Raw genomic sequence first — 25,146 nt, forward strand, 5'->3', positions numbered from 1 at the left:
AGAACCAATGAGAGTCACCGGGAACACGGTCTACGAACACGATTCACAGGGTGAAGTGCTCGTCATTGATATCCACCACGTATTCGACGAATACGATCTTGAAACTGGAAGCGGCGAGCTTCACTCGCGCGTTGTTCGATACACCTCGAACTGGGATGGCTACGGCCCGATGCCGGGAAGCATCCAAGTAACGCCAACGGACGACTTCCGAGAGCAGGTTGGTGACCAGCTCAGAACGTTCGAACCGCTTGAACCGCAGACTAAAACAGACGAGTAGCGCGTACCACGCAGGTATTTTATTGACTAATCGACGTAATGCTGTGGTATCATGACACACGCGTTTCGGGTCGGGCAGCAATACCGCGACACTGGTAGTTACCGCAACCCGGGGGACCAGTTCCTGCGGTGGATCCGTGGCCCGCTCGACACTGGCATCAAGAATACCGGCGGCATCCGTGATCTCGGTGCGGACCGGTCTGATATCCCTGCTGCGCTCGTGCTCGTCTCCAACGACAGCGGCATCTCCCAGCACGACGATCCGTGGGAGGACATGCTCGCCGTCAACGCCGGCTACATCAGTTACTGGGGCGACGCAAAGGCCTCAAAGCCCTACGATAAATCCGCGCAGAACCAGAAAATCAAGGCCGCCTTCGACAACGCTGCAGCCGGTCGGCGCGAAGACGTCCCGCCCGTCCTCGTGTTCCGCAAACCCGAATCAGGCGTCGTCGAATTCTGCGGGCTCTGCGTCCCCGACCACTTCGAAGTCCACGCATACCAGGCCGATGACGGGACCCAGGTCCCGAATTACCAGTTCCACTTCTCGATCCTCAACACCAACGCCGTACCCGTCACGTGGCTGCACGACCGCGCCCAGCAGAACGACGACAGCGAGGCACCGTCCGTCTGGCAGCAGTGGCTCCAGACCGGAGAGGTGGCCCAGTGGCCGACCGGAGAATCCCTTGATTCGAGTGGCCGTATTCGCCGCTACGAAACATCTGAAATCACCGTGAGCGACGCCTTCCGGGCGGACATACTCGACCGCTACGACCACGCGTGTACCCTGACCGGAATTCGAGAAGATGAACTGCTTGATCTCGCACATATCCTCCCACGAAATCAACACCCAGAACTCGCCGAACATCCGGAAAACGTTCTCGTATTGAACTCACTGCACCACCGCGCGTTCGACGCCGCGCTGTTTACCATTGACAGCGACTACCGCATCCAAGCAAGTCCCGCATTCGACCCAGCCCATCCGTTCCTCCGCGAAACGATTCTTGACCGGCAAGGCGAACAACTCTCGTTCCCACCCACTGTAGAGATCCGTCCATCCTTCCTCGAAGAACTCAACACTGGCCTCTCGTGGTTATAGTTCACCCAAACAATCTGGGGCGGCTAGACTCGGTTTGTATAGAGTCCCGACCTGTCGCCGATGCTGACTCGACCCACACGTCTCAGTCAAGACGTGAAATCGCCCATCCTGCTCGCTCGCGCACTGTCTCGTCCAGATCGTTCTCTTTCACTTCTACAAGCGTCTCGATAGGCACGCTCACGTACGCGTTCCCGATCAAGGAGCACACGTTCGCCCGGACCTCCGGGCTCGGATCCTCCAACGCGGCCTCCAACCGGTCCTGTTGTGCTCGAATCGCAGCGGGATCGACCTCACCTGCTCGCTGGAGCGCTATGGACGCGTTCACCCGCGCCTGAATATTGTTATCCTCCAACCGCGCGGCGATCTGATCAGCGTACTCGATCACGACCGTCGGGTGTTCCTGCGCGAGGTCACCAAGCAGCCCGATCGCATTATTTCGAACGCGTTTCGCGTCGGTGTCCAGTACCGTCACTAGCTCGTCCACGATAGGCTCAGCGGCGTCCGGGTAGTCCGACGCAATCTTCCCGAGCGCCGCTAACGCATTCGTTTGCACCGTCTCATCCTCACTCTGCATCGCCTCGATCAAGGCAGCACTCGCGGGGAACACTTCTTCGGGATGGGCTTCTGCAACGCAGGAGAGTGCGTACACCGCGTAACTCTGTGTTGCCGCTGTCTCTGCGGTCGCCGCTGCTTCCAGGGCGGGAACTGCATCGAGAACGCTCGCCGGACCAGCGTCCGCCAACTCCATCAAGCAGTGCGTCGCGGCTGCCTGGTACATTGAGTCCTGACTCGCGTACGCTGACAGGTCTCTCACGTGATCGTTCAGCACCGCTGGGTCGTCTGTCGCGGCTTCGTGAAGTGCTTGGAGCGCCGCTCGGTCGAGCGCCGACGGCTCGTCAGCTAATAGCTCGAACGTTGCATCGACAGCGAGTGCCCGAACGTCGTCGCAGTGCTCTAACGTGATTATCGCCAGAAGGAGCGCTTCATGGCGATCCACATTCGCCGGGTCCGCGGCCGCATCAGACAGCATCGTTTGGAGCAGTTCCTCATCGACCGACGCAGGGTCCTCTTCAAGTTGCTTTCGCACCGCCGCGAACGCCGCCTCCGCGAGTGGGTCAGCGAGGCGTTCGTACGAGACAAGATGCAACGCCTCAATCTCGGGGAGTCGAACGGAGAACCGTTCGTCGTTTCCGACAGTCTCGAACCAGAACGCTGGTGGGCCTTTCAACGGCGTCATCGACGGACGATCCGGTTCGAAATGTGTGACGAGATGCGTCTTCTGTTTACCATCCGTCCGGTGTGTGAGCTCGAATACGCATCCCTCTTCGAGGATGTCTCGAACTGCGTCACCAGATTCAAACCCGCCATCCGGACTCAGATCAGTCGAAGGCGGTGCTGACAGTCCGAGTTCTCCTTGCCGGACATACTCAACGAAATCCCACGCGTGGTAGTGCTCCCAGCCATCGACATGCCCCAAATCGAGATCATCAACAGCGATGTACCCCTCGGCGTCCGGGAACAACTCCGCAAGAATCCGGAGACGCTCCTCGCGTTCAGGCCACCACTCGTAGTACCCGTACTCGTCCTGTTCGCCGAGCGCATCAACGTGTCCGTCACGCTGCCGAATCGACTCCACCGTGCCCGGAATGTCAGCTTCCTCTACGAGATCCTGATTCCCGATCGCCCAGACTTCGTGACCAGCCTTGTGTGCCCAGTACTGCACCCACTCCAACGGCACCGCTTCTCGCCGAGGATGCGGATTCACGTCTACCGTCCAGTCTCGGTCGAACGCCAACACGTGCATTACGCCACCTCCACGAGTTGCTCGGCCAGCGTTTCGAGTTCGTCGGTCTCATCGATAGCACCCAGCCATCGATCCGGAAGCTGTGACGCCCCAAACCGCGCCCCAGCGACTGCACCCGTAATCGCGCCAATCGTGTCCGTATCACCGCCGCGGTTCACGGCCGTCACAATCGCTTCCTCAGCACTGTCTGCGAATAACCCGTCGTGAAGTGCCGTCTGCAGCGAATGCACGACGTATCCCGACGTCTCCAGCTTGCTGGGAGAGTCACCATGAGCGAGCGGTCGGAGTGCCGCCACGAGCTCATCAGATGCGTCCGCACCGACGTAGTCAAGTGCGTCCTGCAACGGCGTATCCGCATCGTCAAGGAGGCCAGCCACTGTGAGATTCAGGATCGCACAGCCACCAGTACATCGTGGGTCAGCGTGCGTGATCTGCGAGGACTGTCGACTTACCTCGACGAGTCGGTCCCAGTCATTCACGTATGGGATGACGAGTGGTGGACACCGCATCACGCTCCCGTTACCTGCGTTCTGACCTTCTCGGCTCTGCTCCCACACATGCTGGCCTGCCTCGTCCCATTGGTCGCCGTGTTTGAGACGGCTGAGCGACCGCATCGTCATCCGGCCGATATCGAACGGCCCGCTATCGTACCACGCGACGAACCGATCAGCGACATCCGTCGGATCGAACGTTTGGTATTCTACCAGGCTTCGTGCGATGCACAGCGCCTGCTCGGTGTCGTCCGTGATCGTCCCAGCGGGCTGGTTCCACGTTCCGTGCCCGACCATCTCGTCGAGCCGTCCGTGCTCAGCACTGATTTCCGACACAGACGTAAACTCGACTGGCCGGCCAAGCGCATCCCCACACGCTAGCCCAAGGAGGACACCACGTGCCCGATCCAAATCCATACGTCACTCAAGAACTACCGCTGAGAAAAATGTAGGGTGGGAGTCACTCGCTAGGGTTCGTTCCGGTACGGAGGTTTTCTCGATACTCGGCCCACGCTTGATACATTTCGATCCGTTCTTTCTCCGTCATCGTGTCGTGCTTGTCCGCGTCGTAGAACGGGAGTTCGTCCTTTTCGGGCATCTTCATGAGTCTCCCGAGCGGGTAGAGTTGCTGGTAGTAATTCTCCAGCACCCATTCTTCGCCGTGTTCGTCGACAGCTTGCTGGATGTACGAGGCGGCTTCCGGATACTCATCGGCGAGTGTCTCAGTCATTCGGAGTCGTTTGGTGGGGATTGCTGGGGTCTGTGCGTCTGCAGACCGGATTCAGGCGTTCGTGAATTCAGTGAGCGAGTGGGTTGGACTGTCTCGGTTCCACTTGCCGATCTGGATGAGCTCGAACGTGTCTACGGGCTCGTCAAGTTCGTTAGCGAGCTGGGTCTGAACTGCAGTGGAGAGGCTGTCGACCGGGATTGCGGTGAGTGCGTGCTGGGTGAGGACGTAACTGGTTGCAAGACTCGTCGGGGCGACGACGATGACCTCTGATCCATCGACGTCGTCGAGCGCGATCTGGGCATCTCGGTACTGGAGGACTGCTGCATCCAGTTCATCGACGGGGAAGAGGCAGCCAGCAGCACCGTATTCGATACTCGCCCCCGCCGATTCAAAATGCCCTTTAAGCATAATCAAATAGTGATATATGTCCTATAGACATTAATTTTGTGGTGGATTGGCACTTCCCCCCCCCCTTCACTCTTCACCCTCATTTTGACTACCCTCGGCACCTCACCGATCGATATGCCCCGCGAGCTCTACGACTGCACCGCAGCCGAACTCGCTACCCACTCTGTCGAGCACCTCCAACATGATACGCTACCAAGCACCGCTGCCGAGTGGCTCGCTGAGAACGGCTACGACGCCGCCCCGGTCTACACGAACGACGACCCAATCGGATTCATCCACAAAGACGACGTCACAACCAACGACGACGGCAACACCCTCGACGACCACCTCACCCCGCTGACCATCGACTACATGATCAGCGGCGACACCTCGTTCACCGACGTCCTGTCCGCACTCATTGAGAACCCAGTCTACTTCCTCGGCGGCCCCAACCACGTCACCGGCATTCTCACCCGCGCCGATCTCAACACCGCCCCAGCACGCATTTACCTCTTCGACCGCATCACCTACCTCGAAGAACACCTCCGCGAACTCATCCTCGACAAGAAACCAGACTGGAAAACCACGCCCGTCACCGCAGACGAACTCGACGACATCCAAGACCGGTACGAAGACGCACAAGCCGCCAACGTCGCGTTAGCCGAACTCCACTACGCACAATTCTCCACGCTCGAAGCCATCGTCACCAGCGTCGAAGCCTGCTGGCAAGCGTGCAGCTTCTCGACGAAAGGCGGTGCAGACTCCCAACTTCACGACGTCACTGACCTGCGCAACGACGTCGCCCACGCCAACCTCCTCGTCGAGAACACTGACAGCAACGAGTTTCTCAGCAGCGGCCGCACCACAGAAAACCTGTATGACACTCTCGAAACCATCAACCAAGTCCTCACGAACTTGCAGGAGGCCGGATACGCCCCAGAAACAGTAGAGGCACACCGCACGGTGTAACCCGGTCCGAATCGCGCTCTTCACCTACCAATACGACTCAACTATAGTAGCCTTTGTAAGTCATCACACACCTGATCGCATGACTGCGTTCGATCAGGTGTGCGGACAGTTACAAACGCTACTATAGGACTACTCGTAATCGGCGGCATCATCTAACCAGTCGCAATTTTCCGCCAGGCTGCGGGGTTGGTGTTACGAGACTCCGTATTGCTCTTTGAGCGCGATATATTCGTCCTTCTTCGGGAGGATGACTGGCAGATTATCTGTCCTGTCGAAGTCACCTTGAAGTGGCCGATACAACGCTTTCACAGTAGGTTCCAGGTCGTACCACCGCGCGGTCTCGACGAGTGTCTCCTGATCGATATCCTCCGCCTCGATCAGCAGCATCGAATAACTGACGCGCCGGGATCCACTATCCAGAAGGAGCGTATGACACACGACTTCAGCAGGCGTTAGCTCCTCGTCTGGAGCATACCAGAACGGAGGCTCGCCGGCGAGGAAAAACTGTAGACCATACGCTGCAAACCGACCCAGTCCGGTCATCTCCCAGTCCGGAGCTGTTCGGAGTGCGTCCGTATCCTCGTCGGTCTGCACGCGAACGAGGGATCGCTTCGGATCACACCACGCGATCGTGGCGCTGGGGGCGATTTCCCGGGCTCGAGCTCGATGTTCGTGCTCTACAGTAGCCCGAGCGAACGCCAACAGCGGCGAGACTTCGTCACGAAGGGCGTACTTCGAATCGGATCTGGAGAGTAGTGCTCGGTGCTTGAGCGGCGATAACGCGCTGTGGACACCTTGTCGGGTGATTCCGAGTCGGTCTGCGATATCTGCGATGTGTCGTGGTCTATCGAGATACCAACACACGCGGAGTGTGGCTGGGGAGAGCAGTTCCGTCCAGTCTACGTGGCTGAACTCCGACTGGAGCGTTCGATACGCTTCGGTGACGGGATGTTCCGCGATGCGGACTCGACGCTGATTGCTGGGACCACGGGTTTCTGTGAGCAATCCCGCTGCGAGCAATTCGTCGAGTACGTCGTACAGATGTTCTCGTGAATATCCGGTTTCGGCCGCGAGTTCCGCCGGTGTTGCTTCACGGCCGGTACTCAGCGCGTCAAGCACGGCGAGTCCGGCCTTCGAAATCATCTGGGTCTTTCTAAACCCCAACTATATAAATACGATTTGGGATTTTACTTGACGACTGCTTCGTCCCGGACCAGTTCTGCGAGCGCGTCCTCGAGCGACCCGTGGAACTGCCAGCTCGCCTGCTCGAAGGCCTCGTCGGTCGGGCCGTCCCAGCGGGGGAACGCAGAGTGACCGCTCACTTTAACTGTCCACTCGGTCGGCTCGTCGAACGGGTTCGCCGTTGGGAGTTCCACGACGTAGAGGTATTCCTCGTCGCCGTGGATGCCATCGGCCGGATTCTCGACGCCGTGGCCCAGCAGGAACAGCGGCTGGTCGAGATGCTCCATGTTGGCCGGCTCAAGGAGGTCAGCAGGCTGAGCCGCGTCGATCGTTCGCTCTGGGTCGCCATCCAGATAGAGCTCGACCGTCGAGAGCTTGTCGAGGAACACGAAGGTCGCCGCCGTGTACCCCGGTCCGCGCTCTGCGCGGGTCGCATCGAGAAGCTCTTTCAGCTGTGTCAGATCCCGGAGGACGCTCCCCGGATAGCCGTCCGAATGCCGGTACACCTGCGCAACGCGGTCGACGCTGCCATCTGTCTCACCGGTCTGTTCGACTCGTTGGACGAATCGGAGTTGACTCCGTGTCGACATCAGTACTCGCCGGCGTGTGTGCGCCGGCACCCATCGCCGGCGCAGAAACAACACTACGCAGTCGTAGACTGCGTGAGGCTCACTACGTTGACTCAATAAACATCCAATTCCTGATAAAATCCATCTACTAAATCCAGAGCAAAAGTTCAGCATATCATCAATACGAGAAAGTGAGCTATCAGAACAATACACAAGGGCCTCGGGAATAGTTTCTTCAAATATGCCTGGTGGGGAATGGGCCCGGAAGACTATTCCGGAGCTATAGTAGGCATTAGAAGTAATTGCTTATTTTAGGAACAGAGAGTTTGTCGAGAGCGGTGTCGATCGCTGTTGTTAGCTCATCAAGCGAGTCAAAAAAGCGGTTGCTCAGAGCCTTTTGCAGCTGTCTCCAGCATTCTTCGACTGGATTCAACTCCGGTGAATACGAGGGTAACGTCACGAAGGCGAGGTCGTCACGGGCCGCTAGGTCCGTGACGGCCGACGCCTGGAAATACGGCGCTCCGTCCAACACGACGATCAAGTCATCTTCGAATTCTTTACATAATGCTAAAATGAAATGCTTTGCGTGTTCGGCCGTGACGTACTCGGTAAATCGAGAGAAGAAGCGATCACCGTCCTCGGTGATCGCGCCCAGCAGACACGTCCAATCACGTTGGCCTGAAAGCTCGACCGAGGGCCGCGTGCCGCGCGGAAACCACGCGGCACGCGGCTCAACTTGCACGGATTTCTTGGTTTGGTCAATACAAACTACGGTGGCGTCCATTTCCCGCCGCTTTTTTTGAGCTCGTCGTGGAACGCTTCTTGCTCGTCTTCGTCAGCCTCGGCGGCTGAACGGCGTGGTTTTTGATAGCTCAATCCCGCTTCTTTCAGCAACCGCCGACAACTCGGGAGTGAATACTCAACGCCGTACGTTTCTTCGAGATACTCTTGGGCAAGCGCCGGCGTCCACGCCGGCGCGTCGATCCCGACCTTTTCAGGTGGATCGTGAACGGTTTCCTCGAATTCTTCTTGCTGTAATTCTGAAAGTTTACGTTTTCTCCCAGTTCGTTTATCGTCAGACACGGCTTGCTCAAGCGACTCGTCGGTGTCGAGTCGCTTGAGCCAGCTGTAGATGGTCCGTCGCTGAACGTCGTACCACTCAGCTAGCTCGGTCTGCGTTACACCATTCTTGTACGCACTTGCCGCTAAGAGCCGTTGTGTCGGCTTCTTTTCGTCCACGTTGTCGAGAGCGTCTTGCAATTCCTCGACGGAGATCTCGTCGAGATGATCCACTACCACCCACAACAGTCTCCGAGCAAAAAATTCTAACGGTTACTATAATCATTGGCTCGTTGAACGTCTCTCGGGCACCGGCAACCGGATCCCAGCAACTTCGAGAGCCGACAGAGGTTGGTTACGAGGCTCCGTACTGTCGCTGATTGCGGGTTCCGACGAAGCCTATCCGAGAAACTTCTGATGAGTACGATTTTCATTGACGCATTGGGTTCTTATATGATCCTTGGACTGCTTTGGATGTATAAACCGCTCCGTGACGGCCTGACTCGACTGCAGAAACCTTTCCTTTCACAAATCATAACAATGAAGCATGCGCGACTCACGCGACAGGGCGATTCTGTGGCTTGGCAGCCTGAAGCGCGCTATCGCTCCTGTGGTCGGAGTCGTCTTGATGGTGGTTCTCGTCATCGTACTCGCTTCTGTTATGTCTGCCATGGTAGCCTCGTTGGGAGACCGGTTAGAGGAACCCGAATTAGATGACAGTGTCATAGTGTTTAGTTCAAATCTTTACCGGTGAGATACGGCCAGATGTTCGGTTCGGTGATCGCGCTCAATCCTCGTGGAATGCATTCTTTCAGCGTCGAGAGATCTGGCATAAGGCGATACTTGAACCACTCTTGCAATTGGTCCCAGCACCCTTCGACAGCGTTCAATTCGGGAAGTTTCGACGGGAAGTACCACACTTCGAGATCATCCCCTCGCACGCACGAGACCGAACTGTCTCCGACAGTTTCGGTCTCGCGCTCACCACTCACGTGCTCCCACAGATCCCTCGCGTAGAAGTAACCCGCTCGATCCAGAAACACCACTAACTCCTCACCGAACTTGTCTTTCAGCGCTTCTAACAGCCGAATCCCGTGGTTCCGTGTGAGATTCTCTTCTGTCCAGCAGAAGAAGCTGTCACCGTCGTCGGTGACAGCGCCCAGCACCGTCACTGAATCCCACGCTGTTGCAACCTCTATTGTCGGGTTTGAGCCAATTGGGTAGAAGCCACGTCGCTGAACAGTTCCGACGTGCTTGGTGAACTGATCGACAACAACGACAGTTTTCTCGGTTAGTTCGGGCCGTTTTTTTCGACTGTCTCCTGAAACTCAGTTTTCTCTTCAGGGTCGGCTTCATGATGTTGAGGCCGTGCTGTCCGCAAGGACAGCCCGGCCTCTTTCAACAAGTCATACGCGTAGGTTTCGTGGTATTCGACGCCGTATTCCTCTTTGGCGTGATGAAGCAAGAGTTTCGCTGACCACGCTTGCTGGTCGTATCCGAGTTCGGTCGGCGGCTGTTGCAACTGCTCGAACAGTCGCTCACGATCTTTGCCCTCGATTTTTGCTGGACCTCCTGGTCGAGGAGCGTCGTAAGGTGCCTGCTCGATCGGTTCTTCCTTGAACCGATCGAGCCAGTTGCGAATCGTTTTCTCGACAACACCGTGGCGGTCAGCCAGTGTATCCAGTTGATCGCCCTTCTTGCGCCCGATCGCCGCGAGAACACGTTCTCGCGGCTTCCCTTCGTCGATCTGGTCCTTGAGATCGTAGAGTTCTTCGAGCGTGATATCGTCAAGCCGACCCATTACCAACGCCAGCGTCTCTATCGGTAAAACAGTTCCCTAGACACTATCAATCCATGGAACGACGAGGATGCGCTGCTTGCCCCTGAAGATGCGACTGCGGGAGCTGAGGATATTCGATACCGTGTGGTGTTCGAGATTCAGGACTCGGATATGGAGGGCGACTCGCTGAACGAAGTGCGTATCACCGTAGACGGGGTTGACGAGAGTATGTTCACGGGAGTCAGCAAGGGAGATATCGAAGCGTTCGAGGTAGAGAAGACGGACGGAACAGTTCTCGATATCGAAGGCGATGTTGAGGATGACAGCAACTGGGCGATTCAGGAAGGCGGGAGTGAAATTGAAATAACGCTTTCAGGAAGCGGTTACTCCAATCCCTCGACCGGTGACACTATTACCATCATCTTCGACGGCGTTGACAATCCAAACGACCCGGGCACATACGATATCAGTGTGACACTGAATCAGGACGGAGACAAACAATCCGGTGAGCTGAAAATCATAGAGACATATAGTAACCGTTAGAATTTTTTGCTCGGAGACTGTTGTGGGTGGTAGTGGATCATCTCGACGAGATCTCCGTCGAGGAATTGCAAGACGCTCTCGACAACGTGGACGAAAAGAAGCCGACACAACGGCTCTTAGCGGCAAGTGCGTACAAGAATGGTGTAACGCAGACCGAGCTAGCTGAGTGGTACGACGTTCAGCGACGGACCATCTACAGCTGGCTCAAGCGACTCGACACCGACGAGTCGCTTGAGCAAGCCGTGTCTGACGATAAACGAACTGGGAGAAAACGTAAACTTTCAGAATTACAGCAAGAAGAATTCGAGGAAACCGTTCACGATCCACCTGAAAAGGTCGGGATCGACGCGCCGGCGTGGACGCCGGCGCTTGCCCAAGAGTATCTCGAAGAAACGTACGGCGTTGAGTATTCACTCCCGAGTTGTCGGCGGTTGCTGAAAGAAGCGGGATTGAGCTATCAAAAACCACGCCGTTCAGCCGCCGAGGCTGACGAAGACGAGCAAGAAGCGTTCCACGACGAGCTCAAAAAAAGCGGCGGGAAATGGACGCCACCGTAGTTTGTATTGACCAAACCAAGAAATCCGTGCAAGTTGAGCCGCGTGCCGCGTGGTTTCCGCGCGGCACGCGGCCCTCGGTCGAGCTTTCAGGCCAACGTGATTGGACGTGTCTGCTGGGCGCGATCACCGAGGACGGTGATCGCTTCTTCTCTCGATTTACCGAGTACGTCACGGCCGAACACGCAAAGCATTTCATTTTAGCATTATGTAAAGAATTCGAAGATGACTTGATCGTCGTGTCGGACGGAGCGCCGTATTTCCAGGCGTCGGCCGTCACGGACCTAGCGGCCCGTGACGACCTCGCCTTCGTGACGTTACCCTCGTATTCACCGGAGTTGAATCCAGTCGAAGAATGCTGGAGACAGCTGCAAAAGGCTCTGAGCAACCGCTTTTTTGACTCGCTTGATGAGCTAACAACAGCGATCGACACCGCTCTCGACAAACTCTCTGTTCCTAAAGTAAGCAATTACTTCTAATGCCTACTATAGCTTCCGGAGCGAACCGGTCAGCGCTATCGGTCGGTATCGGTTGACCGGTCTTCAGCGACCCCGTTTTTCCGACCGAATTCGGCGGGGTCCGGTGTCGGAAACAGCAACTTCACCGCAGTTCCGCCCGATTCACGCCCGGTAAAGACGATTTTCCCACCCAGCTTTCTCATAATCCATCGGATCGTCCACAGGCCAATACCGGACGAATGTTCAAGCGACGTCTCCTGGCCGGATTCAATCACAGTTCGCTCCGCTTTGGGAATCCCGGGACCATTGTCGAGAACGGCTATTTCTAACGGATATTTTTTTGCCGATCGGCGGGTGACCCGGACCCGTACCGTCGGGGTCTCGCTGTCGTTGTGTTGTATCGCGTTTGTGATGAGGTTCCGCAGCGCAACTCGTAATTCGTTCCGTGTTGCAACGACCGCGATTTCCTCCGGTCCCTGGTAACGATACTCAACAGCTTGTTCTGGCATAACACGTTCGAATATCTGTCTTGTGAGTGCTTCGATCCGGATTCGTTCTATGGCTCCGCTATTGGAATCTGGTATTTGTTGTGACTTCCGCACTTTTTCTGATGCTTCCACCAATTCCTCACCAGTCTCAGCGATGGTATCTAGATGTTCCATCACGGCTGGGTCGTCAACTTGGGTCCGAACGACATCGTTCCGCCCCAGAATAACGTTCATATCGTTACGAAGGTTATGCCGCAAGAGTCGATTGAGGACTTCAAGACGCTGATTTTTGACGGTGCGATCCGTTACGTCTCTGAATACGATGGTGTACCCGACCAAATAATCGTGTTGATCGGTGAGGTCCGAAATAGTGGGATCGAAGAGGAACCGTCCCGATGCGGACTTGATTTCGACAGTAGTGCGGTCACGCAACCCCTCGAGACCGCTGCCGACCAAGTCGGTGATGTGGTTATCCACAGCGTCCTGTTCGTGACCGAAGAGTCGACTGGCAGAGCGGTTTAGCTCGATTACTTGGCCTTCCGAATCGGTGATAACTACCGCGTCGTTAAGCTCCCCGATTACGGTTGTCGGTCCGATATTTCCGGCTGCTGGGACCCGATCGAAGAGGGCTGCTGGCCCGACAAGTGCAATCGCCGTGACGGTTCCGATACCGAACCCGACTGCGATCGTCCCACTGAAAAGAAAAAACGACGTTGATTGGAGCTGTAGCGCGAAAAGGACGGAAACCCACGGTACCGTACCAAATATGCCCAGAACAGTTCCCGTCGTAGAATCGAGATGGGGGTAACGCCGAAACGACCAGAGGATGAGACCGGTTCCGGTAAGTACGAGTCCCCCGGCATACAGAACCCCCATCCACTGGCTCAACTGTATCACGGTCCCGATGACGGCAGCCAATTCGCCGGCATCGGTCCGTGTTGCGGATCCAAACCACGGAAACGCCTGCCCAGCGAAAATGATAATCGTCGCAGCGAGCCCGATCACAACTGGAATCGCGAGAATCCCCGATACCAACGTGGACGTGAGTCTCTCGTACCCGAGATAATCGAAAGAAAACAGTACCCACGGGAGTGGGACTAACATGGCAACGGAAACTGTTGTTCCAAGAATAAACCCCGGATCGCCGGCCGCAAATCCCAGCGAAATAACGAAGCTGCCGGTCCCGAGCGTTCCGGCAGCAACTGCGAATCGGTCTACGGCAGGTGAGTCGATACGACGCCACGCAACAACCGCTGTTCCCCACAGTGCCAGAGACACGAACAAAAATATAGCAGTAAAAGCCTCAGAGACCATGCTTCAAAATACCCGCCGCGTTCTGGGCGCAACTATTTTGTTATTATTGTCAGTGTAATAGCGATTCCCGCTCCCAGTTGCAGTCCAGATTGTGGTCGATTTTATAATGTCGGTGGTGCCGATTTTGGGTTCCTCACCGTCGGCATCCATAGATCCTAGATGAATCAATTGTTACTCTGCCGACCGTACCATCTCATACACGAAAGAAAAAGTTGTGTGTATGCAGCGTTGCTGCCATTGTTCGTGGGTCGCGAGCGGCCGGCGCTTTTGATGGGGCATGTCGATGCTGTTGGAACACTTGGTTGAAGACGTTCAGACGACTTATACGCAATGACCACACCCCCAAAGAGGCCCCCGCCATTGCTATACAACAGCGACATGCGGGTTGTAGATCTCTCACTTCGAGCGCGTCGACCTTCTCTTCGATCGCCGGCCGCGTGCCCTCGCTCCAGTTGATCTCCGGGTGCCGCTCCATTCACTCTTTGAGGGTATCGTCCACGTTGACCGTGATCGAAGGTATGAACAGAATACTATAGAATCACAGGATACTGTGTTTTTCGATGCAGTCAGAACCCCCCGATTTCGACCGTTTCAGGCCCAACAAGGGCCTTCGTTCACCGACCGACCGAGCGCCTGCAGCGCCTATCGCCGAGTTCTCGGTCGTAATCGCACGACAACAGCCGGGTAATCGTCGATGTCACCGTCTCTGAGTGCACTGCCGCTGATTTCGTTCGGTCACCGAACGATTCCGACCGACGGCGGTTCCGTCCTCTGGTTCGCTGCCTCTACGGCGTGGTACACGGCCTCTAATCATTGGCCCATTGAACGTCTCTCGGACACGAGCAACTGGATCACAGCAACTTCGAGAGCTGACAGAGGTTGGTTACGAGGCTCCGTACTGTCGCCGAGTGAGGGTTCCGACGTAGCGTATCCGAGATGTCTCGGGTAGTACCCGAAAACGAAGTACCCAGATCGTGATTCTATCGTTGGATCTACTGGTAGTTATTGACACGGAGGTTCCAGATCGAGAACTATAGTAGCGTTTGTAACTGTCCGCACACCTGATCGAACGCAGTCATGCGATCAGGTGTGTGATGACTTACAAAGGCTACTATAGTAGACACAAATCTGGGAGCACTGGCAATCAGAGCCGATTCTCCGAATCGAATCCCACGCTGTTTGATATGATTTGGAGACTTGCTGAATACAGAGCGCAACGACATGCCCGACAAGGTCGTCAGTGACAGATCGAAGTCAGTCAGGAAGTGACCGATACTGACCACGACCGCCGGACCGAGTGTGAACGAATGGAACAACGGCGTGACTACCTCGATGAATTATAGTGTGGCGACAATCATAGAGAAGATACAGAATAATTTTCTTTGGGAAACATATTTTATCTATCGGCGCAAAACGCCTCGCATGGGAACGGATTCTGGCCAGCCGAACGGAGATCCCGGGGCAATTACAGAGGCACGTGAAGACTGGAAGAGTTCAACCACCGCGTTAGAACGCGTCCAGCAAGTCGTCGAACAGACGACGACGCCGAAAATTGCGGGCGAAATCGCCGAGGAAGCACTCGTGAGTGAACCGACCGCTCGGAAGCATCTCAAGTCGCTGGTTGAGGTAGGTACGGCGGCCGCGACTGAGGAGGGTGGTGCGACGAAGTACGTCCGGAACGAGGATACGCTTCTGTACCAGCGGATTCGAGAGTTGGCGGCGGAACACAGTCGCAAAGAGCTGATCGAGAGCATTCAACGGATGAAACGCCGTATCAAGAAATTCGAGGACGACTACGACGCAGCGTCGCCGGAGGACCTCGCAACCTCGCTAGGAAGCGACGCGTCAGAAGGCGCCTGGGAGGCGGTGTCCGAGTGGCAGACGACGGAACGGAACCTGCATATCGCCCAGGCCGCAATCAACTACGGTCGGGCTCGCGATCTCGGTGCGGCGACGCAGTAGACCGATGGCGGACGACATCTCCGGGCCAATTGGCCCAGTCGACTATCCGATTCTCCAGCAGATTCGCGATTTGCTCTTGGAAGAGGAACCACTCGTCGAATCCACGACGTTTGATTACCCGATGAATCCGACCGAACTCATCGTCGAATTCTCGGCGGGATTGGACTCTCCGGGGCGCATGGAGATCACGTGGTGGAAACGTGGCGCATACCGCTATCACTATACTGAGCCTGCTGGCGTCGATTTCCGCTTCGATAACCATCCGAAAGAAGGCACTCCAAACGCGCATTTTCATCCACCACCGGACGCTGGGACACCAGAGCCGTCGTTTCTCGCCGGCGTGACCCAACCGCAGATCGTCACCAGGGCCGTCATTGCTCGCTGGCGCGGAGCAATGGTCGAGGATCAGAATATAGGATCTCTCAATTCCGAAGGTGATCGGTAGCCGGACAATTATGTACCGTACCTTTACAGATTTTATTACGTACAATACTGGTTGCCGAAAAAGCCGAGACCGATGATGTCCACTGGGTGATCGATGGAGTTTGCATCATCTTTTCTACGAGCCCGTGGGGGCATTCGTACGACCGCGATATCTTCCAAGCGGTGTATGCAGCACCCCTCGATTTCGACCGTTTCAGGCCCAGCAAGGGACTTCGTTCGTTGACCGACCGAGCGCCTGTAGCGCCCATCGCCGATTTCTCGGTCGTAATCGCACGACAGCGTCGGGGGTTATCGTCGATGTCATCGGCTCTGAGTCCAATGCCGTTAATTTCGTTCGGTCACTGAACGATTCCGATTGACGGCGGGTTCGTCCTCTGGTTCGCTGCCTCTACGGCGTGACGCATGGCTGCTAATCATTGGGTGGTTGAACATCTCTCGGTTACGAGCAACTGTCCCCCCAGCAAAACGAGAGTCAGTGGGCTTGTCTACAGGAACCCCACACTGCCGCGGGTTAGCCGGGCCGATCACATGAGTTCCGCCGATGTGCTAACTGCAAGGACTGTAACAACGACTGACACAGCGGGATTCTGGGATTAATCGTGAATGCGACTAGCCCCTTGACGGAACGATTTCCGAGGTGTAGACTCCCGAGAGGGTAGCAGGACTTCCCGCCTCAGAATAGCCGTTCGAGGAGGCCACGGTCGCGGTGTTTCTCCGCGAGCAGAACCGAACACTCCACGTCGTCGATGACGTCCAATACGAGCGATCCGGAGACGAGTCGACGGAGGAGCCCTTCTTCGGTCGCACCGAGGAGCAGAAGCGTCGCATCGTCCGCAGCGTTCCGGATAGCGGTCTCTATGTCACCAGATTTGACCAGTCGGTTGGCATCCTCCAAACCGTTGTCTACTGCCCACTCCCTGAGGAATTTCTCGCCTGTGTCGCGGTCCTCCGCGACGTTGAGCAACGTCACCTCGGCGTCGAACTCCGACTGAAGGTATCGTGCGATAGTGGCCGAGAGCTCCGAGTCCGGGCCACCGGCCGTCGGGAGTAGAACCCGCGAGGGATCGAACCCGCGGTCCCGAAGAATCAGGAAGTCACAGGGGACTGCTTCGGTGAGTTCGTCGATCGCCGACTCCGCCCGTCCAGGGGAGCCATGCGACTCAGGCCCCCAGCCCATAACGACGAGGTCGGCGGTGTGGGTTCTGGCGGCATCGAAAATGGCCTCGTATGATTTGTGCGATAGGATGGTGTGTGTTTCGACGTCGACACCGAACGTTTCGGCGTCTTCGCGGGCGTTGTCGAGCAGGTGCTGTGAACTCTCGTCGATGTCGTCGGATCGGTCGGCGGCGGCCGCCAGCGCCGTTTGGTCGGGCACCGTGACGATATGAGTGGCGACGACGGTGCCACCGCGCTGTTTGGCGACGGCGCTGGCGAGCGTGATGAGTTCCTGTTGGTGTGCGGGGTTGGCCAAGGGCACCATCACGCGGTACTGCCCCCCGTCCGGCTGGACGCCAGCGGCGGCGCTGACGGCCGCGTCGGGCATCTCTCTCGAGCGCGAGATGATGTATTTCGAGAGGATGCCCTGTTTTTCCGTTCGCGTCCGAGCGTAGAGGAAATACCACAGTATCGCCGCTACTGCGATGCCGAACGACAGGATCAGTGCGTCACTGGCGACGAAAATCAGTAGCGCAAAGGAAAGCACGACGCCCAAGATCGGCAGTATCGGATACAACGGAACGACGAAATCCGGGGTGTACTCCTCGGGAGCGACGTAGCGCATCACGATGAGCGCCAAATTCAGCAGGCCGTAGATGATGAGGTGTAATCCGGACGCGGCCCCGGACAGCAGCGTCAGATCGCCGACGACGATGAACAGGAGGATGAGACCGCCAGTGATGCCGATAGCGCGGTAGGGGGTTCCGAACCGCTCGTGTATTTGATTGAGTGCCGGCGTGACGATACGGTCACGGCCCATCGCGAAGTTGATCCGCGAGGAGGCGAGGATGGAGGCGTTCGCACTCGAGGCGGTCGCGAGGAGGCCACCGAACAGCAGGGCACCACCCATCACGGCTCCCTGGATGTAATCGCCCACTTCGACGACGGCGATGGGGTTCTCGGCGTCGGAACTGATGATATCCGCGATGAATCCCGGGGGAACGGCAGCGCTCATAATCACCAAGACGAACGCGTAGATAACCGTCACGATGACGACGCTGCCGATGACCGCCCGCGGGAGGTTCTTGCCGGGATCTTTGATCTCCTCGGCGACGCTCGTGATCTGGACGAAGCCGAGATAGGAGACGAAGATGAGACCCGTCGTCTCCAAGGTGGTGACCACGTCCGTCGCGGCCGGGAGGTTCGACGGTTCGGCCCGGAGCGTCCCGAGGAACGTGAACACGGTGAGGATCACGACCAACAGGACGACGATGATGTTCTGGAGTCGCCCCGTCTCCTTCGCGCCGACGTAGTTGACGAGGATGAAGAAGGCACCCCCGACGAGCGCGATTATCTTCACGACGGTGATCGATACCGGGCCGGCACCGACACTGCCCGAGAGACCGAAGATACGGGCGATGTACCGGCCGAACCCAACCATGTAGAACGCGCTGGCGAACGCCAGTCCAAGCCAGTTGGCCCAGCCAGCAATCGACCCGAACATCGGTCCCAGTGCGTGGTTGACGTAGTAGTAGGCCCCGCCCGAGCGGGGCATCGCAGTCCCGAGTTCGCTGGCCGACAGCGCCGTGAACAAGGCGATAACGCCACCCAAGACGAACGCCACGGACGCTAGCGACCCGGCCTTGAGGATGGCTTCACCCGGCAGAACGAAGATACCCGCACCGATCATCGTCCCGACGCCGATGGTCAGGGCTGCGAGCGGTCCGAGGTCTTTGGCGAGGTCTTCCTCGCTCATGTCTCGTCCTCGCGAGGAAGAGCGATGACTGGGCGATCCGCCTGGGTCACCAGTTTCAGCGAAATGTCGCCGGAGAGGAACTGCATGAGTCGATTCCCGCCGCGGGAGCGGAAGGCGATGGCGCTGGCACCGACCTCGTCGGCCGCGTCGAAGATTTCGACGGCCACGTCCCGCCCGTAGGCAGTGTGTTCGTCGGCGTCGGGGAACACCGACCGGACGGCAGCGTACGATTTCGCGGCCAAGTCCTCGGACTGTTCGACCGGTGTCTTGTCCGGCACGCCACCGCCCTTCTCTACGACGTGAAGAGCGGTCACGTGGGCCGGCCCGTAGGGTTCGAGTTCCTTCGCCGTCGCCAACGCGTCGGCTTCGTGAGCGACGGGAAGAAGGACATGAGCGAGGATGTCTTCGTCGTCGGTCTCACTGTTCATGGTAGTGAATTTATCCACTATCTGTTAAGCGTGTGTACTCCGTCTCGGGTTGCCTGCGGGGAGGCGCCAGTAACGGCCCGGGCGCCCCAGCGGTTTGATTCGCTCGATTCGCTCGGCTCTTTTAATAGGCTTCCGGAACACAAGTCCGATATGACCGTCTACGAGAGTGACCTTCCCGGTGTCGGGAAGAAATTCGAGATCGAAATCGGGGACGGAGAGCGGCTCGTCATCGTCACGCACAACACCGGCAAACGGGAGGTATTTCTCAAGGCCTCGGAGGGTGCTGACTCCGAGAAACTGTTCGAACTTCCCGACCGCCTGGCTCGTACCATCGGGACGATTCTGGAGGGTGCGTATTTCCAGCCGGTGCAATCCGAACAGGTCGAGACGATGCTCGCAGAGGGGACGTTTCTGGAGTGGTACAACGTCGACGACGGGGCGGAGATCGCCGGCCAAACGCTGGCCGACGCACGTGTCCGTGAGCGGACGGGAGTGTCGGTTGCTGCCATCGAACGATCCGGGTCAGTCGTGCCATCACCACGAGCGGATACGGTTATGGAAGTCGGTGATACACTCGTGGTCATCGGTTCTCAGGAGGATTTACACGAGTTCGATGTACTCGTCTCTAACGACGCCGCTAGTCCCGAGTGACTCCATGGCGAACGAACTGGAGGTGACGTGGCGTGGCGAGTGAGGTGGCGCTTTTCGAAGTCGGGGTGTTGTTTGCCGCGGTTGCACTCGTCGGTGGTATCGCCAGCCGGCTTCGCCAGTCGGTCATCCCGTTCTATATTGCAACGGGCATCCTGCTCGGTCCGTACGTTGTCGGCCGACTCACCCCCTACGCGCTCGAAGCGACCGAGTTTGTCGAACTGGGTGCTGAACTCGGCATCGTGTTTTTGTTGTTCTTTCTCGGACTCGAGTTCAACCTCAACCGCCTGCTAGCCAATCGGAGTCGTATCGGTAAAGCCGGTACAGTCGACCTTGTCGTCAACTTCGGTGGTGGGCTGGTACTCGGATTCGTCCTCTTTCGGGCATTCCTGCCAGCGTTTCTGGTCGCGGGAATCGTCTACATTTCCTCATCAGCCATCATCACGAAGTCCCTCATTGACCTCGGGTGGATCGCCAACGACGAGGCCGAGCCGATGCTTGGCACGCTCGTCTACGAGGACCTCGTCATCGCGGTGTATCTCGTCGTCGCCTCGGCACTGTTGTTAGGGGGTGGTGATATCGGAGCGGCCGCGCAGTCGATCGGAGTCGCACTGGGCGTCATCCTCGTCTTGTTGGCAGTCGTGTGGTTCGGGACACCGTTCTTCCAGCGAGTGCTCGACGCTGACTCGCACGAATTTATCGTGCTTCGAGCCGTCGGAATCACCGTCCTCGCTGCCGGTGCAGCACTCGCGCTCGGCGTCAGTGAGGCGGTCGCCGCCTTCTTCATCGGGATGGCCTTCTCCTCGACCGAACACGTCGAACAACTGGAGCGGCTCCTTGAGCCGATTCGTGACCTCTTTGCTGCCGTCTTTTTCGTTTGGATCGGCCTCGTGACCGATCCCCTGGTGTTCGCGGGCGTTCTCACGCTCATCCTCGTTGCGGTCGTGGTAACAGTCCCGACGAAGCTGGTGAGCGGGTATCTCGGCGGTCGGATGTACGACCTGGATATCCGTCAGTCGACGCGAGTCGGACTCGGAATGACTACCCGAGGCGAGTTCTCGCTCATCATCGCGACGCTGGCACTATCCGGTTCAGGAACCACGCTGACTGAGACGGTCGCCCAGACGATCTATGCATTTGCCGTCGGCTACGTCCTGGTCATGAGTATCGTCGGAACGATGCTGATGCAGTATTCGACTCCGATCGAGGAGGCTATTGTCCCACGACTTTCGAAGGTTTTCTCTGATTCTTCCGTTGAGAATTGATCGGAAGTATCCACTATTTCACTCCGATGGGCGCCACACACCACCTAATTCGTCGCGCTTGTAGTCCTCGTAATTCCCATCCTGAAAAATCGACACGCGGCCATTTTCCTCGCTGAGTGTGACAGCCGCGACCACCTCTGAACGAACTGAGACCTCGATAGCGCTCAGATGCTTCGTCCCCATCCAGTCGGCATACTCGATCGTATTGCCCTCCCCGACGTCACTCTGGCTTTTGATCCGAACCATCTGCTCTTGGATGGTACCGTCCGTGCTGATGATAACAGCACCACCGCGTGTGAACCCAACGTTGCGTGCCGCCTCAACGAATCTATCGAGATCTTCCGATACGACTCGACAGGTTTCGGTTGGCCATCTATTCTCGCCCAGCGAGTCAGCATATGATCCGGAGTGGACTCCAGTTACGATAACGAAATACAATCCTGGACCGCGGACGTGCTCTTCCTCCCACCGGTCGAAGCTAAGGCTGATGCTCTCGACCGCATACATCAGAAAATCAGTCAGCTCTCTCACTGTGGTGTACTCGACTCGTAATGGATCCGGATCTGCCATTGGAGTTCGTGTCCAACGTTCACTGGGCTGGTGTAATAAGACCGCCCGGTCACGAATTCACACCGAGGTCACTCCTGTTTCGTCGGGTATTTTCGGGTACTGTAGCGCCTTTACGCCGTCTAGTAGGGGCGTACCGCACTCGGGGGGAACCCATCATGAATCGTGATAGAAGTCATTGTGGTTTGGATTCGTGGTAGACAGGTCGGCTGAACACCGAAATCGACATCCGAGTGCTACCCACGCATGAGATTCAATACCTCGTCAACGACACCGGACTCGACGGCGAGGATATAGCGCTCGCCCGGCTCTAGAATCGTATCGGCCCCCGCGAGCTCTTCACGGTCTGCGGTCGAGATTAGGAGACTGCCCGTTGGAAGAGCAACCTCGTCGAGACGTCGCCCCGCAACGGGTGACGATTCGGCGACAGTTACCTCGATGATGTCGAGGTCGGCGGTCGGATAGATCAGTGTCCGGATGTCCTCACCGGTGAGCATATCCGCCGCGTGGTCGCCGCCGAGATGCTGTGGCAGAACGGTCGCATCAACCACCTCGCCGTATTCGTGACCGGTTTGTGTCTCGGCGCGGGCGAGCGTTCGAACTGATGGAGCGAGTTGTTGAGTCTCCATACAGATTGCCAGATTCGTCCCCGTCTCGTCGGTGAGTGCTGCGATAGCATCGGCTCGGTTCAGGTCCGTCTGTTTCAGGATCGAGGGGCGCGTGGCATCGCCATGGATGACGGGGCCGAGGTAGGCATCCGACAGTTCTTCGACACGCTCCGCGTCGGACTCGATCAACACCACCTCGTGGCCTTGGTCCGCGAGGTTCTCGGCCGTCTGTAGGCCAACCCGTCCCCCACCGGCGACTACGAACCGTTTGGTTTCGGTCATGGTTTGCTACTTCGGACCGTGTTGTCTTCAACCACTACCCCGATTCTTTCGTATCTGGAATGTGGTTGCTGGGCGCGATCGAGAGCTCTTATAAGGACTTATCAAATACCAGTTCGATTCCTGCACTGGGGGAATCCCCCCGGTAATAAAGTGGGCCAAACAGATCACCGGAAGCGTACGATGTACGACGAGCGAAACGGCGGTTGTAAGTAATGAGCGGGAGTCAGACTCGCGCTCCAGAGGCCGAACTCGGGCTGCTCGACGCGACGATGATCGGGATGGGGGCGATGATCGGAGCCGGCATTTTCGTTTTGACGGGGTTGGCTGCCGAGATCGCTGGTCCGGCCGCGATTCTCGTCTTCGCGCTGAACGGGGTCGTCACCGCGTTCACCGGTCTTTCGTATGCCGAACTCGCTGCCTCGATCCCCAAAAGCGGCGGCGGGTACGCCTTCGTCCGGGAGATCTTCGACGACCTGCCCTCGTTCATCATGGGTTGGATGCTCTGGTTCGCCTATATGATCGCGGGAGCCCTGTACGCGCTCGGCTTCGCGCCGAACTTTCTCGAATTACTGCACGTCTATGGGATCGTCCCACCGCCGGGCCAGGTGGGTGCTGTCGCACTGCCAGTCGTCGACGCGGCGGTCCCACTCGCCTTTCTGCTGGCGTTCGTGGCGGTCCTCGGACTGGTGGCACTCAACGCCGTCTCGACGGCTGCCAGCGGCAGTGTCGAGACGATCTTTACGATCATCAAGGTGAGCATCTTGGTAGTCTTCGTCGCGTTCGGGCTCTCCTCGCCGATGTTCTCCAGCGCCGAGTTCCAGCCACTGTTCCCCGAAGGAAGCGGGGCGGCCGCGATACTCCCAGCGATGGGGCTCACGTTCATCGCCTTCGAGGGGTACGACCTCATCACCACCGTCACCGAGGAGGTCAAGAATCCACGTGAGAACATTCCGAAAGCGATCTTCCTGAGCCTCGTCGTGACCGTGATTGTCTACTTGGCGGTCGTGACAGTCGCTATTGCAACGCTTGGAGCCGACGGGCTCGCGGATGCCGGCGAGGCGGGGATCGCCGCGGCGGCGACGTCGTTCATGCCGACCGGACTACCGATCATCCAGAACGGGGGCGCGCTCATCGTCTTCGGGGCGGTCTTTTCGACACTGACTGCGCTGAACGCGGTCGTGATTGCCTCTTCGCGGGTGGCGTTCTCGATGGGACGCGAAGGACAGTTGTTGCCCTCGTTCGGTCAACTGCACCACCGCTACGGGACGCCGTTCGTGGCAATCCTCGCCAGCGCGGTGGTCATGCTCGGGTCGGTGGCATTGCCGACCCAGAGTGCCGGCAACATGTCGAGTCTGTTCTTCCTGCTCTCGTTTATCATCGTCAACATCGCCGTGATCAGGCTTCGCCGCGAGCGCCCGAATATGAACCGCCCCTACGAGATGCCGTTCTACCCGGCACCCCCGCTGATCGGCGTCGCTCTCAACCTGATCTTGGCCGGAGTGCTCGTAGAGTACCTGATCCGGACGGATCCACTGGCGCTGGTCCTCAGCGCGGCATGGATCCTGCTCGGAGGGATAGCCTACTTCGCACTCAACCGACTGCGAGCGCAACCGAATCGTGGCCCGACAGACGCCGACACCGAAATCACACCGGAGGCTGAAGACTGACACACATGACCAGCAATCTCGACATCATCGTCGCTGGCGGCGGGCGAGTCGGCTTCCAGACAGCCGAGATACTTGCCAACCGTGGCCACGACGTAACGATCATCGAACCCGACGAGCGAATCGTCTCGGAAATCGCCGACGAGTGGATCGCGACCGTCATCCAAGGCGATGCGACCAACCCCGACATCATCGAACAGGCTGGCATCGAGCAAGCCGACGCGATTGCGGCCCTCACGGGTGAAACCGGGCTGAATCTCGCGGTTTGTCTGGCCGCTTCGGAGTTGAATCCCGGAATTCGGACAATAGCGCGCATCGACCGCGCGGCCGGCACGGCCTACACCCGGTTCGTCGACGCGGTGCTCTTCCCCGAGCGGGCCGGCGCGCGCGTGGCGGCAAACGAGATCGTCGGCAGCGATGTCCAGACGCTGGCAGACGTGACCGGCGACCTCGACATTATGCTCGTTCGCGTCGCAGAGGGGGCCCCGGCCGCCGGAAAACAACTGACTGAAGTCCGATTTCCGGCCGGAACGTTAGTTGTCTCCGATGACGAAGGCCATCGAATCGCCCGCCCCGACACGATGTTGACCCCCGGCAACCGTTACGTCGTTGCCGTTGAACCGGACGTTGCCGACGAAGTGATGAATCTGATGAGGGGATGATGAAC

Annotated in this window: 25 protein-coding genes and 1 pseudogene; 12 read left to right on the forward strand and 14 right to left on the reverse strand. The window is 57.7% G+C overall.

Annotated features, from left to right (window positions below; all coding sequences use genetic code 11):
• The first annotated feature begins 7 nt into the window (after positions 1–7).
• Both NBT81_RS07910 and NBT81_RS07915 read left to right on the forward strand, forming a co-directional pair.
• The gene (locus NBT81_RS07910; RefSeq protein WP_338742305.1) at positions 8–277 is read left to right on the forward strand and encodes a hypothetical protein; all 270 of its coding nucleotides are present in this window, start codon (positions 8–10) and stop codon (positions 275–277) included.
• Positions 278–328: 51 nt separating this feature from the next.
• A complete protein-coding gene (locus NBT81_RS07915; RefSeq protein ID WP_338742307.1) occupies positions 329–1,372 on the forward strand; it encodes an HNH endonuclease in 1,044 nt (347 codons plus the stop codon).
• Positions 1,373–1,454: 82 nt separating this feature from the next.
• Here NBT81_RS07915 and NBT81_RS07920 read toward each other — a convergent pair whose 3' ends face one another.
• From NBT81_RS07920 to NBT81_RS07935, 4 genes are read right to left on the reverse strand one after another with little or no spacing between them, the layout of a single operon-like run.
• Positions 1,455–3,176 (reverse strand): HEAT repeat domain-containing protein, encoded by a 1,722-nt coding sequence (locus tag NBT81_RS07920; RefSeq protein ID WP_338742309.1) that lies wholly within the window; start codon positions 3,174–3,176, stop codon positions 1,455–1,457.
• Complete coding sequence (locus NBT81_RS07925) at positions 3,176–4,084, reverse strand: ADP-ribosylglycohydrolase family protein (RefSeq protein ID WP_338742310.1); 909 nt, start codon at positions 4,082–4,084, stop codon at positions 3,176–3,178. The genes NBT81_RS07920 and NBT81_RS07925 overlap by 1 nt, the downstream gene beginning before the upstream one ends.
• A 43-nt stretch (positions 4,085–4,127) precedes the next feature.
• Entirely contained in the window at positions 4,128–4,397 is a 270-nt protein-coding gene (locus NBT81_RS07930) for a hypothetical protein (protein WP_338742312.1), read from the reverse strand.
• A gap of 51 nt (positions 4,398–4,448) precedes the next feature.
• Complete coding sequence (locus tag NBT81_RS07935) at positions 4,449–4,805, reverse strand: hypothetical protein (protein WP_338742313.1); 357 nt, start codon at positions 4,803–4,805, stop codon at positions 4,449–4,451.
• Positions 4,806–4,919: 114 nt separating this feature from the next.
• Between NBT81_RS07935 and NBT81_RS07940 the strand changes: the two genes are divergently transcribed.
• The gene (locus NBT81_RS07940) at positions 4,920–5,753 is read left to right on the forward strand and encodes a CBS domain-containing protein (RefSeq protein ID WP_338742314.1); all 834 of its coding nucleotides are present in this window, start codon (positions 4,920–4,922) and stop codon (positions 5,751–5,753) included.
• 192 nt (positions 5,754–5,945) lie between these two features.
• On the opposite strand, the gene NBT81_RS07945 is transcribed toward NBT81_RS07940, so the two are convergent.
• The 3 genes from NBT81_RS07945 to NBT81_RS07955 form a co-directional block, all read right to left on the reverse strand.
• Positions 5,946–6,896 (reverse strand): MarR family transcriptional regulator, encoded by a 951-nt coding sequence (locus NBT81_RS07945; RefSeq protein WP_338742316.1) that lies wholly within the window; start codon positions 6,894–6,896, stop codon positions 5,946–5,948.
• A gap of 44 nt (positions 6,897–6,940) precedes the next feature.
• Entirely contained in the window at positions 6,941–7,525 is a 585-nt protein-coding gene (locus NBT81_RS07950) for a hypothetical protein (protein ID WP_338742318.1), read from the reverse strand.
• Positions 7,526–7,796: 271 nt separating this feature from the next.
• Positions 7,797–8,797, reverse strand: a protein-coding gene (locus NBT81_RS07955; protein ID WP_338742320.1) for an IS630 family transposase whose coding sequence is annotated in 2 segments (ribosomal slippage) — positions 7,797–8,305 and positions 8,305–8,797 — 1,002 coding nt in all. Because the reading frame shifts where the segments join, the coding sequence is not laid out codon by codon here.
• A gap of 313 nt (positions 8,798–9,110) precedes the next feature.
• On the opposite strand from NBT81_RS07955, the gene NBT81_RS17315 reads away from it, so the two are divergent.
• Complete coding sequence (locus NBT81_RS17315; RefSeq protein WP_425498753.1) at positions 9,111–9,317, forward strand: type IV pilin; 207 nt, start codon at positions 9,111–9,113, stop codon at positions 9,315–9,317.
• Here NBT81_RS17315 and NBT81_RS07960 read toward each other — a convergent pair.
• Together NBT81_RS07960 and NBT81_RS07965 are read right to left on the reverse strand one after the other, a co-directional pair.
• Positions 9,295–9,783: pseudogene (locus NBT81_RS07960) on the reverse strand (IS630 family transposase); the annotation flags it as partial. The gene NBT81_RS17315 and the pseudogene NBT81_RS07960 overlap by 23 nt on opposite strands.
• A 71-nt stretch (positions 9,784–9,854) precedes the next feature.
• Positions 9,855–10,364 carry an IS630 family transposase gene (locus NBT81_RS07965; protein WP_338739297.1) on the reverse strand — a complete coding sequence of 170 codons (510 nt, stop codon included), beginning with the start codon at positions 10,362–10,364 and terminating at the stop codon, positions 9,855–9,857.
• 111 nt (positions 10,365–10,475) lie between these two features.
• Between NBT81_RS07965 and NBT81_RS07970 the strand changes: the two genes are divergently transcribed.
• Both NBT81_RS07970 and NBT81_RS07975 read left to right on the forward strand, forming a co-directional pair.
• A complete protein-coding gene (locus NBT81_RS07970) occupies positions 10,476–10,886 on the forward strand; it encodes a DUF2808 domain-containing protein (protein ID WP_425498779.1) in 411 nt (136 codons plus the stop codon).
• A 32-nt stretch (positions 10,887–10,918) separates the two neighbouring features.
• Positions 10,919–11,919 (forward strand): IS630 family transposase gene (locus NBT81_RS07975; RefSeq protein WP_338742321.1). Its coding sequence is split into 2 segments (ribosomal slippage): positions 10,919–11,411 and positions 11,411–11,919, totalling 1,002 coding nucleotides; the frame shifts between segments, so codons are not numbered across the junction.
• Between the two features lie 35 nt (positions 11,920–11,954).
• On the opposite strand, the gene NBT81_RS07980 is transcribed toward NBT81_RS07975, so the two are convergent.
• On the reverse strand, positions 11,955–13,700 hold the full coding sequence (locus tag NBT81_RS07980; RefSeq protein WP_338742322.1) for an ATP-binding protein: 1,746 nt from the start codon (positions 13,698–13,700) through the stop codon (positions 11,955–11,957).
• A gap of 1,422 nt (positions 13,701–15,122) precedes the next feature.
• On the opposite strand from NBT81_RS07980, the gene NBT81_RS07985 reads away from it, so the two are divergent.
• Positions 15,123–15,662, forward strand: a complete 540-nt coding sequence (locus NBT81_RS07985) for a winged helix-turn-helix domain-containing protein (protein WP_338742323.1) — start codon at positions 15,123–15,125, stop codon at positions 15,660–15,662.
• 4 nt (positions 15,663–15,666) lie between these two features.
• Positions 15,667–16,107 carry a hypothetical protein gene (locus NBT81_RS07990; protein ID WP_338742325.1) on the forward strand — a complete coding sequence of 147 codons (441 nt, stop codon included), beginning with the start codon at positions 15,667–15,669 and terminating at the stop codon, positions 16,105–16,107.
• Between the two features lie 672 nt (positions 16,108–16,779).
• On the opposite strand, the gene NBT81_RS07995 is transcribed toward NBT81_RS07990, so the two are convergent.
• Positions 16,780–19,017 carry an amino acid permease gene (locus NBT81_RS07995; RefSeq protein WP_338742326.1) on the reverse strand — a complete coding sequence of 746 codons (2,238 nt, stop codon included), beginning with the start codon at positions 19,015–19,017 and terminating at the stop codon, positions 16,780–16,782.
• Entirely contained in the window at positions 19,014–19,445 is a 432-nt protein-coding gene (locus NBT81_RS08000) for a universal stress protein (protein ID WP_338742327.1), read from the reverse strand. Before NBT81_RS08000 ends, NBT81_RS07995 begins: the two co-directional genes overlap by 4 nt.
• Before the next feature lie 150 nt (positions 19,446–19,595).
• Here NBT81_RS08000 and NBT81_RS08005 point away from each other — a divergent pair, with 150 nt between their 5' ends.
• Positions 19,596–20,096, forward strand: a complete 501-nt coding sequence (locus NBT81_RS08005) for a cation:proton antiporter regulatory subunit (RefSeq protein WP_338742532.1) — start codon at positions 19,596–19,598, stop codon at positions 20,094–20,096.
• 32 nt (positions 20,097–20,128) lie between these two features.
• The gene (locus NBT81_RS08010) at positions 20,129–21,358 is read left to right on the forward strand and encodes a cation:proton antiporter (RefSeq protein WP_425498754.1); all 1,230 of its coding nucleotides are present in this window, start codon (positions 20,129–20,131) and stop codon (positions 21,356–21,358) included.
• A gap of 18 nt (positions 21,359–21,376) precedes the next feature.
• On the opposite strand, the gene NBT81_RS08015 is transcribed toward NBT81_RS08010, so the two are convergent.
• Together NBT81_RS08015 and NBT81_RS08020 are read right to left on the reverse strand one after the other, a co-directional pair.
• Complete coding sequence (locus NBT81_RS08015) at positions 21,377–21,928, reverse strand: diadenylate cyclase (RefSeq protein WP_338742329.1); 552 nt, start codon at positions 21,926–21,928, stop codon at positions 21,377–21,379.
• A gap of 233 nt (positions 21,929–22,161) precedes the next feature.
• A complete protein-coding gene (locus tag NBT81_RS08020; protein ID WP_338742331.1) occupies positions 22,162–22,815 on the reverse strand; it encodes a TrkA family potassium uptake protein in 654 nt (217 codons plus the stop codon).
• Positions 22,816–23,027: 212 nt separating this feature from the next.
• Here NBT81_RS08020 and NBT81_RS08025 point away from each other — a divergent pair, with 212 nt between their 5' ends.
• Positions 23,028–24,482 carry an APC family permease gene (locus tag NBT81_RS08025; protein ID WP_338742333.1) on the forward strand — a complete coding sequence of 485 codons (1,455 nt, stop codon included), beginning with the start codon at positions 23,028–23,030 and terminating at the stop codon, positions 24,480–24,482.
• 5 nt (positions 24,483–24,487) lie between these two features.
• Positions 24,488–25,141, forward strand: coding sequence for a TrkA family potassium uptake protein (locus NBT81_RS08030; protein WP_338742335.1), 654 nt, complete (start codon positions 24,488–24,490; stop codon positions 25,139–25,141).
• The last annotated feature ends 5 nt before the right edge of the window (positions 25,142–25,146 follow it).

Source organism: Haloplanus sp. CK5-1, assembly GCF_037201915.1.
Taxonomy (GTDB): domain Archaea; phylum Halobacteriota; class Halobacteria; order Halobacteriales; family Haloferacaceae; genus Haloplanus; species Haloplanus salilacus.

Bases quoted from the DNA above. Each gene is read 5' to 3' on its own strand.
- NBT81_RS07985 (WP_338742323.1), top strand. From the start codon at position 15,123: ATGGGAACGGATTCTGGCCAGCCGAACGGAGATCCCGGGGCAATTACA.
- NBT81_RS07995 (WP_338742326.1), bottom strand. From the start codon at position 19,017: ATGAGCGAGGAAGACCTCGCCAAAGACCTCGGACCGCTCGCAGCCCTG.
- NBT81_RS07965 (WP_338739297.1), bottom strand. From the start codon at position 10,364: ATGGGTCGGCTTGACGATATCACGCTCGAAGAACTCTACGATCTCAAG.
- NBT81_RS07915 (WP_338742307.1), top strand. From the start codon at position 329: ATGACACACGCGTTTCGGGTCGGGCAGCAATACCGCGACACTGGTAGT.
- NBT81_RS07990 (WP_338742325.1), top strand. From the start codon at position 15,667: ATGGCGGACGACATCTCCGGGCCAATTGGCCCAGTCGACTATCCGATT.
- NBT81_RS07920 (WP_338742309.1), bottom strand. From the start codon at position 3,176: ATGCACGTGTTGGCGTTCGACCGAGACTGGACGGTAGACGTGAATCCG.
- NBT81_RS07935 (WP_338742313.1), bottom strand. From the start codon at position 4,805: ATGCTTAAAGGGCATTTTGAATCGGCGGGGGCGAGTATCGAATACGGT.
- NBT81_RS07945 (WP_338742316.1), bottom strand. From the start codon at position 6,896: ATGATTTCGAAGGCCGGACTCGCCGTGCTTGACGCGCTGAGTACCGGC.
- NBT81_RS08030 (WP_338742335.1), top strand. From the start codon at position 24,488: ATGACCAGCAATCTCGACATCATCGTCGCTGGCGGCGGGCGAGTCGGC.
- NBT81_RS07925 (WP_338742310.1), bottom strand. From the start codon at position 4,084: ATGGATTTGGATCGGGCACGTGGTGTCCTCCTTGGGCTAGCGTGTGGG.
- NBT81_RS08020 (WP_338742331.1), bottom strand. From the start codon at position 22,815: ATGACCGAAACCAAACGGTTCGTAGTCGCCGGTGGGGGACGGGTTGGC.
- NBT81_RS07930 (WP_338742312.1), bottom strand. From the start codon at position 4,397: ATGACTGAGACACTCGCCGATGAGTATCCGGAAGCCGCCTCGTACATC.
- NBT81_RS08000 (WP_338742327.1), bottom strand. From the start codon at position 19,445: ATGAACAGTGAGACCGACGACGAAGACATCCTCGCTCATGTCCTTCTT.
- NBT81_RS17315 (WP_425498753.1), top strand. From the start codon at position 9,111: ATGCGCGACTCACGCGACAGGGCGATTCTGTGGCTTGGCAGCCTGAAG.
- NBT81_RS08005 (WP_338742532.1), top strand. From the start codon at position 19,596: ATGACCGTCTACGAGAGTGACCTTCCCGGTGTCGGGAAGAAATTCGAG.
- NBT81_RS07910 (WP_338742305.1), top strand. From the start codon at position 8: ATGAGAGTCACCGGGAACACGGTCTACGAACACGATTCACAGGGTGAA.
- NBT81_RS07950 (WP_338742318.1), bottom strand. From the start codon at position 7,525: ATGTCGACACGGAGTCAACTCCGATTCGTCCAACGAGTCGAACAGACC.
- NBT81_RS07940 (WP_338742314.1), top strand. From the start codon at position 4,920: ATGCCCCGCGAGCTCTACGACTGCACCGCAGCCGAACTCGCTACCCAC.
- NBT81_RS08025 (WP_338742333.1), top strand. From the start codon at position 23,028: ATGAGCGGGAGTCAGACTCGCGCTCCAGAGGCCGAACTCGGGCTGCTC.
- NBT81_RS08015 (WP_338742329.1), bottom strand. From the start codon at position 21,928: ATGGCAGATCCGGATCCATTACGAGTCGAGTACACCACAGTGAGAGAG.
- NBT81_RS07980 (WP_338742322.1), bottom strand. From the start codon at position 13,700: ATGGTCTCTGAGGCTTTTACTGCTATATTTTTGTTCGTGTCTCTGGCA.